General features: G+C 37.1%; 9 protein-coding genes and 1 riboswitch. Of the genes, 7 read left to right on the top strand and 2 right to left on the bottom strand.

Annotated features, from left to right (window positions below):
* Both DS885_RS17660 and DS885_RS13545 read right to left on the bottom strand, forming a co-directional pair.
* On the bottom strand, positions 1–366 hold a 366-nt coding region (locus DS885_RS17660; RefSeq protein WP_220149702.1), incomplete at its 3' end, for a hypothetical protein.
* Positions 367–572: 206 nt separating this feature from the next.
* Positions 573–1,622 (bottom strand): HD domain-containing phosphohydrolase, encoded by a 1,050-nt coding sequence (locus tag DS885_RS13545; protein ID WP_258546914.1) that lies wholly within the window; start codon positions 1,620–1,622, stop codon positions 573–575.
* A gap of 402 nt (positions 1,623–2,024) precedes the next feature.
* Positions 2,025–2,121: riboswitch (guanidine-I (ykkC/yxkD leader) on the top strand.
* 228 nt (positions 2,122–2,349) lie between these two features.
* Between DS885_RS13545 and DS885_RS13540 the strand changes: the two genes are divergently transcribed.
* The 7 genes from DS885_RS13540 (at position 2,350) to DS885_RS13510 (ending at position 8,861) form a co-directional block, all read left to right on the top strand.
* Positions 2,350–3,402 carry an isopenicillin N synthase family dioxygenase gene (locus DS885_RS13540; protein ID WP_113819953.1) on the top strand — a complete coding sequence of 351 codons (1,053 nt, stop codon included), beginning with the start codon at positions 2,350–2,352 and terminating at the stop codon, positions 3,400–3,402.
* Between the two features lies 1 nt (position 3,403).
* Complete coding sequence (locus DS885_RS13535) at positions 3,404–4,348, top strand: hypothetical protein (RefSeq protein ID WP_113819952.1); 945 nt, start codon at positions 3,404–3,406, stop codon at positions 4,346–4,348.
* Between the two features lie 143 nt (positions 4,349–4,491).
* Entirely contained in the window at positions 4,492–5,475 is a 984-nt protein-coding gene (locus tag DS885_RS13530; protein ID WP_181817766.1) for an ABC transporter substrate-binding protein, read from the top strand.
* Between the two features lie 27 nt (positions 5,476–5,502).
* Positions 5,503–6,471, top strand: a complete 969-nt coding sequence (locus DS885_RS13525) for an ABC transporter permease (RefSeq protein ID WP_113819951.1) — start codon at positions 5,503–5,505, stop codon at positions 6,469–6,471.
* Positions 6,472–6,474: 3 nt separating this feature from the next.
* Positions 6,475–7,371, top strand: coding sequence for an ABC transporter ATP-binding protein (locus DS885_RS13520; RefSeq protein WP_113819950.1), 897 nt, complete (start codon positions 6,475–6,477; stop codon positions 7,369–7,371).
* Positions 7,372–7,443: 72 nt separating this feature from the next.
* Positions 7,444–8,211 (top strand): urea amidolyase associated protein UAAP1, encoded by a 768-nt coding sequence (locus DS885_RS13515; protein WP_113819949.1) that lies wholly within the window; start codon positions 7,444–7,446, stop codon positions 8,209–8,211.
* A 2-nt stretch (positions 8,212–8,213) separates the two neighbouring features.
* Complete coding sequence (locus DS885_RS13510; protein WP_113819948.1) at positions 8,214–8,861, top strand: urea amidolyase associated protein UAAP2; 648 nt, start codon at positions 8,214–8,216, stop codon at positions 8,859–8,861.
* Positions 8,862–8,936: the final 75 nt, after the last annotated feature.

The following is an 8,936-nucleotide window of genomic DNA, read 5'->3' as shown; positions in this document are numbered from 1 at the left end:
TCCTAAGATGACCCATAAATAAAATACAAATAAATATATAGCTTGTTCGCCTGCGATTCCCAATAGGATAGATAAAGGTATAAGATCTAAAAATATACCATAAACTCTTCTAAATGGACTGATTTTTGGATTTATACAGATAGAAAGAAAAGTTATTATTGCTAGTAAAGTTGTTGATAATATAACTATATTTACTGGGGATTTTAAAATGTTAATAAAATTATTAGTTGAGCTCCAAGAAATGACAACATAAAAGCTTAATGATAACTCTATAAACACACGCACTAATGCTTGCTCTATTTCAGGGTCGTTATGTTTTCGTAGGTACTTTTTTACCGCATAAATTCTTTTACAAATGACATTCATTAATAGATGTAGCCTGTGTTAATAATTATTTTATAGTAATTGTAGTCAATAAATGATTTAACTGTTAAGTAGTTAAGCGACTCAGTTAAAAGCCCAAGTTTTAACTCCGAAGACTATTTTCGGTAATGATCTGTCAAAGAATGAACGAGAAAAGAAGTTAGTTTAACAAGCTAAATAGATCAGTTATATAGTGTGATTAGTATTAGTTAACTATCTGGGTATTCACTCTGTATTTTTAAAATGCTTGGCAAACACGCTTTAAAAGCGTCAACACATTGCGGATCAAATTGTGTTCCGGAATTAGCTATAATAAAGTCTATAGCATCTTGAATTGGCCATGCTTTTTTATACGGTCTCACAGAAATTAACGCATCAAATACATCTGCAACTGACACGATACGCGCAATAAGAGGAATATTTTCACCTGCGAGTTTATTGGGGTAACCGCTTCCATCAAAGCGTTCATGGTGATTAAGTGCGATAATCGCCCCCATTTGCATATACTTTGATTCACTGCCTGATAATATTTCAGATCCAATAGCCGCATGAGTTTGCATTATTGTCCATTCATCGGGTTCAAATTTACCTGGTTTGAGTAAGATTTTATCTGGGATGCCTATTTTACCTATATCGTGCATTTGTGCCGCATGCTCTAAGTCACTGCATTCCGCTTCTGTTAATCCCATTTCACAGGCAATCTCTTTGGAATATTTAGCCATCCTAATAACGTGGTTACCGGTTTCTTCATCTCGGTATTCACCGGCTTTAGCTAATTTTAAGATGGTTTCTTTTTCTCGTTGTAAAATTTGTTCAGTGGCTAGTTCAACTTGTTGTGCAAGCCAATCCGCTCTATTTTGAATAATGACATGCTGCTGATGAAGCTTAAGTAGATTTCTACATGTGGTACGGCATTCTATTTGATCAATAGGGCGAGTTAAAAATGCCGTAACACCGGCATCTAATGCTTTATAGCGAATGGCTTTTTCACTGACCACGGTAATCATCATGATTGGAACATGTTCACCATGATTTAATTTTCGTACTTCTTGAATAAACTCAATACCATTTAAACCAGGCATTCTGTAATCAGTTACAATGAGATCGGCTGGATTTTTGCTCAACCATTGTAAGGCATCATAAGGGTCTGCAAAATCAATGACTTTAATGTCATTTGCGATTTGTAAAATAACCTTTTGTAAAATCATTCTGCCCGTTGACTGGTCATCAACAATAACTACATGTCTTTGTTTATTCAAAATGCGTTTCCATTTCAGTATCGATATGAATGAATTGATATCTTTAGAGGTATATATTAACTAATAGTTGCTATTATTTATACTCGCATCTGATAGATAAACCCATTAATCACATATGTTTATAATATTTTATTTATAATTGATGAATATAATCATTATCATTAGTTTCTCTATTCTACTTTTTATTTTTATAAAGACCTAATCACTCAATTTTTGTTTGTTGTTGGTGCATTATATGATTACTATTGGTGCGCTCTTATTTTAAATTTATTTTTGAAAAACTTTAAATTATTGAAAATAAACGAATTTAATTTTTGGCACAGTGATTGCTGTTATTAGAATGTTAAAATGCTCGTATGAGAGACATTGGTCGCAGTCGTAGTGTTGCCAATATACAATATAAAAATAGACATCTAGGGTTCCGGCTGTATGCAGTGACTGGTCCGAGAGTTGTCGACCTTTTTCTAAGGTTACACGGAGGGATAAAAGCCCGGGAGATGACAAGAACAATGTCTCTCATGCTTTTAATTTAGAAAACCCTTTGAAACGTAACCATGAATAATCATATCTGATTGCTCATTTCTTCTTTAATTGGTTTCCTCTAAATTATCAACATCAGTTATTAGATTTATTTAGTAATTTCGGGACGACCCGAACAGTAATTAAATATTACTGATAGATTCTGGACGACCAGCATCAAACTATGCTTGTAGAGGAGTTTAGCAAAATGCCAACATCTGAAAATGGAGCACATAAAGCTTTTACAGCGCTACCTGTTGTCGATATTTCATTATTATTCTCTGAACAATTAGAGGACCGTCTTAAGGCCGCACAGAAGTTAGATAAAGCTGCTAGAGATGTCGGTTTTTTATATTTAAAAGGGCATCAAATAAAACCTGAACTAATAACTAATCTAAAACAAGTGGTTAAGGAATATTTTGAACAAGATGTAGATAGTAAAATGGCAAATTACATCGGTTTATCAAAAAATCATTCAGGTTATGTGCCTATCGGAGAAGAAGGCTTTTATAGTACAGAGGCTAAAAAACCAGATTTAAAAGAAGCATACGATATTGGCCCTGATTCACCGAGCTTAATGGCGCGATTTGAAAAAGACGTTAATATCCAGTGGCCTGAACATGAAGGGTTTAAAGAACATGTTAAAGCCTATTATGATGAAATGTTATCGTTAAGTCGAATATTGTTTCAGGGATTTGCTTTGGCGTTAGGCTTACCTGAAGATACCTTTACAAAACAACTTACTGTTCCGCCAAGCCAACTTCGTTTAATTCATTATTTTGATAATCCTGATGCCAAAGAAACTGATTCCGGCATTGGTGCTCATACCGATTACGAATTCTTTACTATTTTATTGCCTACTGCTCCTGGGTTACAAGTGTTGAATGGTGCAAATGAATGGATCAATGTTCCCTTAGTTGATGATTGCTTTGTTATTAACATTGGCGACATGATGGAGCAAGTTTCAAATGGTTTATACGTGGCAACTTCTCACCGCGTGAGGCAAGTTAAAGAAGAACGTTACTCTTTCCCATTCTTTTCAAGTTTAGACTACGACACGATTGTTGCTCCAATCGAATCACTTATAAAGGACGATTATGCTTCTTCTTATGAAACCATTATTTGTGGTGATCACCTTCTTGCTCAAACAATACAAACCTTCAGTTATTTAAAAGAAAAATCAGCGCGTGGTGAAATCGATTTACCAGAAAATGCGAGAACACTTTTATCTTTTGGAAAACCAGAAATTAAGGAAGGTTGATGTGAATATCAAAACGCTTATTGAGCAACATAGCCAACAGGCGACTAACTCTATCCCTGATTGGATGATTGGTTGTTTTAAACGTCGAAGTATCTCGTTTGCGAGTGGTGAAACGGATATTGATACACATGTATTTTGGTTACAAGGTCGTAATTTAACTATCGATTTACGTTTACCGATTGAATCGGAAATGGTGGCTAATCAATCGTGGGAACAATGTCCAGCTGAAGCTCTTTATCAATTAGCGAATTATGAAGGTTGGTCTGCAGACAGCACTTGGGAAGGTAATCAGCTGAGTTGGTCTGGCGGGACTTCATTTCAGATCCATAATCGCTGGCCTGAGCCTGCAATACTTTCACGAGTGGGTGATTGCATGATCGAAGCATCGCCTTTTGAGTCTTATATAGAAGATTGGCGCATTAAATCACGTGAACTAGGTGCTTTATTGAGCCTTGAACTGATCAGCGAAGAGAATCTTACAACAGGTGAGTTACGTCATCAAGGTGGTGCATTAATCATTAATGGTGATTGGGCTGGCTTAGTGTTAGGGCGTTCAAGTGAGCTTGAGTTAGATAAACATACGCAGTTAAGAGATCATGTTAAACAGGGTTCTGCTGATATTCCTTTTTTAAAACAAGTCTTCAATTTTGAAACGTCGGTTGCTAAAGGTAATTTGACAGAGGGCTTTAACATCAATTTTTCTACTATGCCAACGCGCGTTGGTGAGTCTCTTTTTGAGCTTGATGGTTTTGAGTTTGATGAAGAAAACAATGAAGTGCTTCAATTTTTTAAAGAGGGAGTACAGCAAATAAAACGTCGTTTTTCTATCGATACAATAGAAGCTGAATTTGCTTATTCAGGTACAACTGAATGGCATGAAAAATCGAAAAAATGGTTTGATACAGAGCAAGAAACAATCGGACGTTATTTACAAAAGTTAACTTAATGAGAGGATATTTTATAGGTTTGCTCATTGAGAATGTCAGTTATTAATTTAAAAAGAAAGTAAGGGAGCTACGAAAGATAAAAAGTGAAGATTTATTATTCAATTTATTATTTTTTATAAACTTAAAACTAAAGGAGTCATCTATGAAAAACATTAAAGATCTAATTAAAAAATGTACGATTATTGCGTCGATGAGTGTCATGAGTTTCGTTGCTAACGCTGTGGAACCATTAAAAATTGGTTATTCAGATTGGCCTGGTTGGGTAGCTTGGGAAGTCGCGTTAGAGAAAGAGTGGTTTAAAGAAGTTGGCGTTGAAGTTGAGTTTGAATGGTTTGATTATGTTGCTTCTTTAGATGCATTTGCAGCTGGTAAATTAGATGCCGTAGGTATGACTAATGGTGATGCGTTAGTGATTGGCTCTACTGGTGCTAAAGGCATTATGATATTGGTTAATGACTACAGTAATGGTAACGATATGGTCGTTGCTAATCCTGGAATCAACTCTTTGAAAGAATTAAAAGGTAAAAAAATTGGAGTTGAAGTGGGTTACGTAAGTCACTTGATGTTGCTTGATGCACTTGAAAAAGTTGGGATGACGGAAAATGATGTGGAGCTTGTTAACGTACCAACAAATGAAACTCCGCAAGTATTAGCATCTGGCGATGTAGATGCAATTGTCGCTTGGCAACCTAGCTCTGGTCAAGCTTTAGTGACTTCACCGGGTTCAAAAGCATTAACAACTTCAAAAGACGCACCGGGCTTAATTTACGATACTTATGTTGTTTCGCCTACCTCTTATGCGACACGTAAGAGTGATTGGGAAAAGGTGGTAAAAGTTTGGTACAAGGTCGTTGATTTTGTAAATGATCCAAAAACACGCCCTGAAGCATTAACTATCATGTCTGCTCGTGTTGGTTTATCTCCTGAAGAATATGCTCCTTTATTAGAGGGGACAAAAATATTAAGCCTATCTGAAGCGAAAGCTGTTTTTGAGAAAAGTGATGAACTAACATCATTATTTGGTTCGTCTAAATTTGCTGATGACTTCAATGTTAAATATGAAGTCTATAAAGAGAGTCAACCTGTAGATAGTTATATTGATTCGTCAATAACATTAGGTCTTTAAAAGTAATTACCTAAGAGGCGAAGGATTATGAAAGAGAAAACCCCATGGTTTACTGTAAGGAAAGCGCTATCCCCCATACGAGCTCGTTCGTTGACTGTGTTATCGTTTTTACTTCCTTTATTTATATGGTCGGTAGTTAGTTATGTACCTTTCATTTGGCACCCTAAAGTGGAAGTTGTAGAACAAGGGGGAGTCGAGTGGTTTCAAAAAGGTATGCTAATTGACCGTGAAATCTTTTTAACTGAAGTTGAAAAAACGGTTGCAACAAATACTGAAGCACCTATTGGCAATAGAGTAAACCCTGTTTACTTGCCTGCGCCACATGAAGTTGCGACTGCATTTTATACGGCATTTACCACAGAGCCCAAACGACGAAGTGAACAATGGCTCCATGAAAGCTTATTACATAGTATGTCCGTTATATTCTGGGGCTTTCTACTTTCATCAATCATTGGTGTTCCATTAGGGATATTGTGTGGGACTTTTGCGGTTGTTTCTAAGTCGCAAGAACCATTTATCGAGTTTTTTAGATATTTACCTGCACCTGCTTTTGGTGCACTGGCTGTTGCCATTTTAGGTATACATGATGGTCCCAAAATAGCCATTATTTTTATCGGTACTTTTTTCCAACAAGTGTTAATCGTGGCGAATACCACACGTAAATTGGATGTTTCGTTACTTGAAGCTGGACTTACGTTAGGTGCGAGTAAAGCTAAACTATTGTTGAGAATTGTTATTCCAGGGATTATTCCTGATCTATATCGTGATTTACGTATTCTTCTTGGTTGGGCTTGGACTTACTTAATTGTTGCCGAGCTAATAGGGACAAGTTCAGGTATTACTTGGTTCATTACTCAACAAGCACGTTATAAGAATTTTGATAACGTTTTTGCTGCCATTATTATGATCGGAATCATAGGAATGGTGATAGATCTAATACTTGCCAAAATTGGTCAACATATTTTCCCTTGGGAAAGTTCAAAGAATAAGGGCTAAATAATGAATTCTTTAACATTACCTAGTTATTTACAACAATCAGAGCACGTTGCTGCACGTTTTAAAAAACTAAAAGAGCGCGAAGCTATTCTTGAAGTACAAGGTTTGTACAAAATCTTTGAATCCTCACAGGGGGATATCACGGCGTTAAAGGATATAAACTTTAAAACTCACCGCAGAGAGTTTGTTTGTGTTATTGGACCTTCAGGTTGTGGTAAGTCCACTTTAATTCGGATCCTTGCAGGCTTAGAAAGCCCAACACAAGGTCAAGTATTGCTTGATGGTAAGCCTAAATCAGAACCCGGCCCTGATAGAGGGATGGTATTTCAAGGCTATACCTTGTTTCCTTGGTTAACCATTAAAAAAAATGTGATGTTTGGTTTGCAAATGAAAGGCATGGCCAATGTCGTTGCAGAAAGTGAAGCAATGCAATGGGTTGACTTAGTTGGATTAAGTAAGTTTGCGGAGTCTTATCCTCACCAACTATCCGGTGGTATGAAGCAACGTGTTGCAATTGCACGCGCGTTAGCAAATCAACCACGTATTTTATTGATGGATGAGCCATTTGGTGCGCTTGATCCACAAACACGCTTAAAAATGCAAACTAACTTATTAGAAATATGGCGAAACATTGATATCACTGTGTTGTTTATCACACATGATTTAGATGAAGCCATTTTCCTTGCCGATAGAATTTTAGTGCTTAAAGCTAACCCCGGTGAAGTGGAAGAGCTGATAGAAGTATCTGTTCCAAGACCAAGAAGCCCTGAACAACTTTTATCCCCTGAGTTTTTAGCAACTAAAAAGCGTTTAGAAGAGTTAATTCACCCTGAAGGGGAGGAAGGTGATGAGGGATTTCAACTCATTCGAATGACGAATATAGGTGATGATGTTGAATAACCATTATTTTGAGTTATTCATTTCGATGGTGTAAATAACTGCTGCCTATTAAAGGTAGTTTAGGAGAACAATGTGCAAAAAAATCAACAGCATAATCGCGTTGCAGATGCGATTTATGAAGAACATATTCCAGGTGCAAGTCACTGGTCACTCGTCGTGCCAGCAGGTCATTTATTGACTGTTACTGACTTGGAAGGCGGTGCGAATGCATCCATGTTGTTTTATAACCCAAATAATTTATTAGAACGTTATAACGCGCCAGATACCTTAAAAGGTCAACACACTTTCAAACTCACACAAGGGCACTGCTTATATTCGGATATGGGGCGTATCTTCTGCTCTATTGTTAGTGATGATACAGGTTGGGTTGATACTGTTGGTGGTGTAGCTAACAAGCAAAAAGTATTAGATAAATGGGGCGCACGTGACTATCAAGGTGACCATAATAACTGGTTACAAAATGGTTACGATAGTTTGTTAGTAGAAGTGGCTAAATATGGTTTAGGTAAACGTGATTTAGCTGCCAACATCAATATTTTTAGTAAAGTCGCTAGTGATGATCAAGGTGATTTAAACTTTGTTGAGCAACATAGTAAAGCAGGCGATAGCGTTGGTCTACGTTTTGAAATGGACACGCTAGTGATTATTTCAACTTGTCCACATCCAATGAACCCAAGCAGTGAATACCCAAATCTACCAGTTCTGTTATCTGTCAGTAAAGCGGCACCTGTTGCCGATGATGATCTTTGTGTAAACCTATGTGGTGAAAATAGCCGCGGGTTTGAAAATAACCGTCGTTACCAATGCCAACACGGCCACACACATACAGTAGGAGCATAATTATGATCACTGAAAGTCCACTACAAGCTGAACATGCCGTTCGTCGCGATATCGTTCCTGCAGGTGATTACTACATGAAAGTAGTGAAAGCAGGTCAAACCTTACGCATTTTAGATTTAGAAGGTAACCAAGCTGCTGATACCTTATTTTACAACGCTAATGACCCAAGCGAACGTTACAGCGCAATGGATACCATTCGTGAACAAGGTAATGTATACCTAACAGCGGGCACCAAACTGCTATCAAACGATGGTAATACTCTGCTAGAAATTACTGCTGATACCTGTGGTCGTCACGATACATTAGGTGGTGCATGTGCAACGGAAAGTAATACAGTGCGTTATTCTCTAGAAAAAAAATGCATGCATGCTTGTCGTGATAGTTGGTTATTAGCAGTGGCTGAAAATCCACAATACGGTTTAAGCAAGCGTGATATTACTCATAACATCAATTTTTTCATGAATGTACCTGTGACTAAAGAGGGTGGATTAACCTTTGAAGATGGGATCAGTGGTGCAGGTAAGTATGTTGAAATGAAAGCAGCCATGGATGTCATTGTCTTGTTATCTAATTGCCCTCAGCTGAATAACCCGTGTAATGCCTACAATCCAACACCTGTTGAAATGATAGTGTGGGATGACGCTAAATAAAATATTAATTCAATACATATAATGAGAAAACAAGGACGACCTTGTTGGTTATTCTCAGTATTAATTCGGGACGAC

This window comes from Psychromonas sp. B3M02 (assembly GCF_003318165.1).
Classification (GTDB): Bacteria; Pseudomonadota; Gammaproteobacteria; order Enterobacterales; family Psychromonadaceae; genus Psychromonas.
Note: the sequence above shows the minus strand (reverse complement) of the source record. Positions and strands in the feature narration are given on the sequence as shown.

Bases quoted from the DNA above. Each gene is read 5' to 3' on its own strand.
- DS885_RS13510 (WP_113819948.1), top strand. From the start codon at position 8,214: ATGATCACTGAAAGTCCACTACAAGCTGAACATGCCGTTCGTCGCGAT.
- DS885_RS13540 (WP_113819953.1), top strand. From the start codon at position 2,350: ATGCCAACATCTGAAAATGGAGCACATAAAGCTTTTACAGCGCTACCT.
- DS885_RS13520 (WP_113819950.1), top strand. From the start codon at position 6,475: ATGAATTCTTTAACATTACCTAGTTATTTACAACAATCAGAGCACGTT.
- DS885_RS13530 (WP_181817766.1), top strand. From the start codon at position 4,492: ATGAAAAACATTAAAGATCTAATTAAAAAATGTACGATTATTGCGTCG.
- DS885_RS13525 (WP_113819951.1), top strand. From the start codon at position 5,503: ATGAAAGAGAAAACCCCATGGTTTACTGTAAGGAAAGCGCTATCCCCC.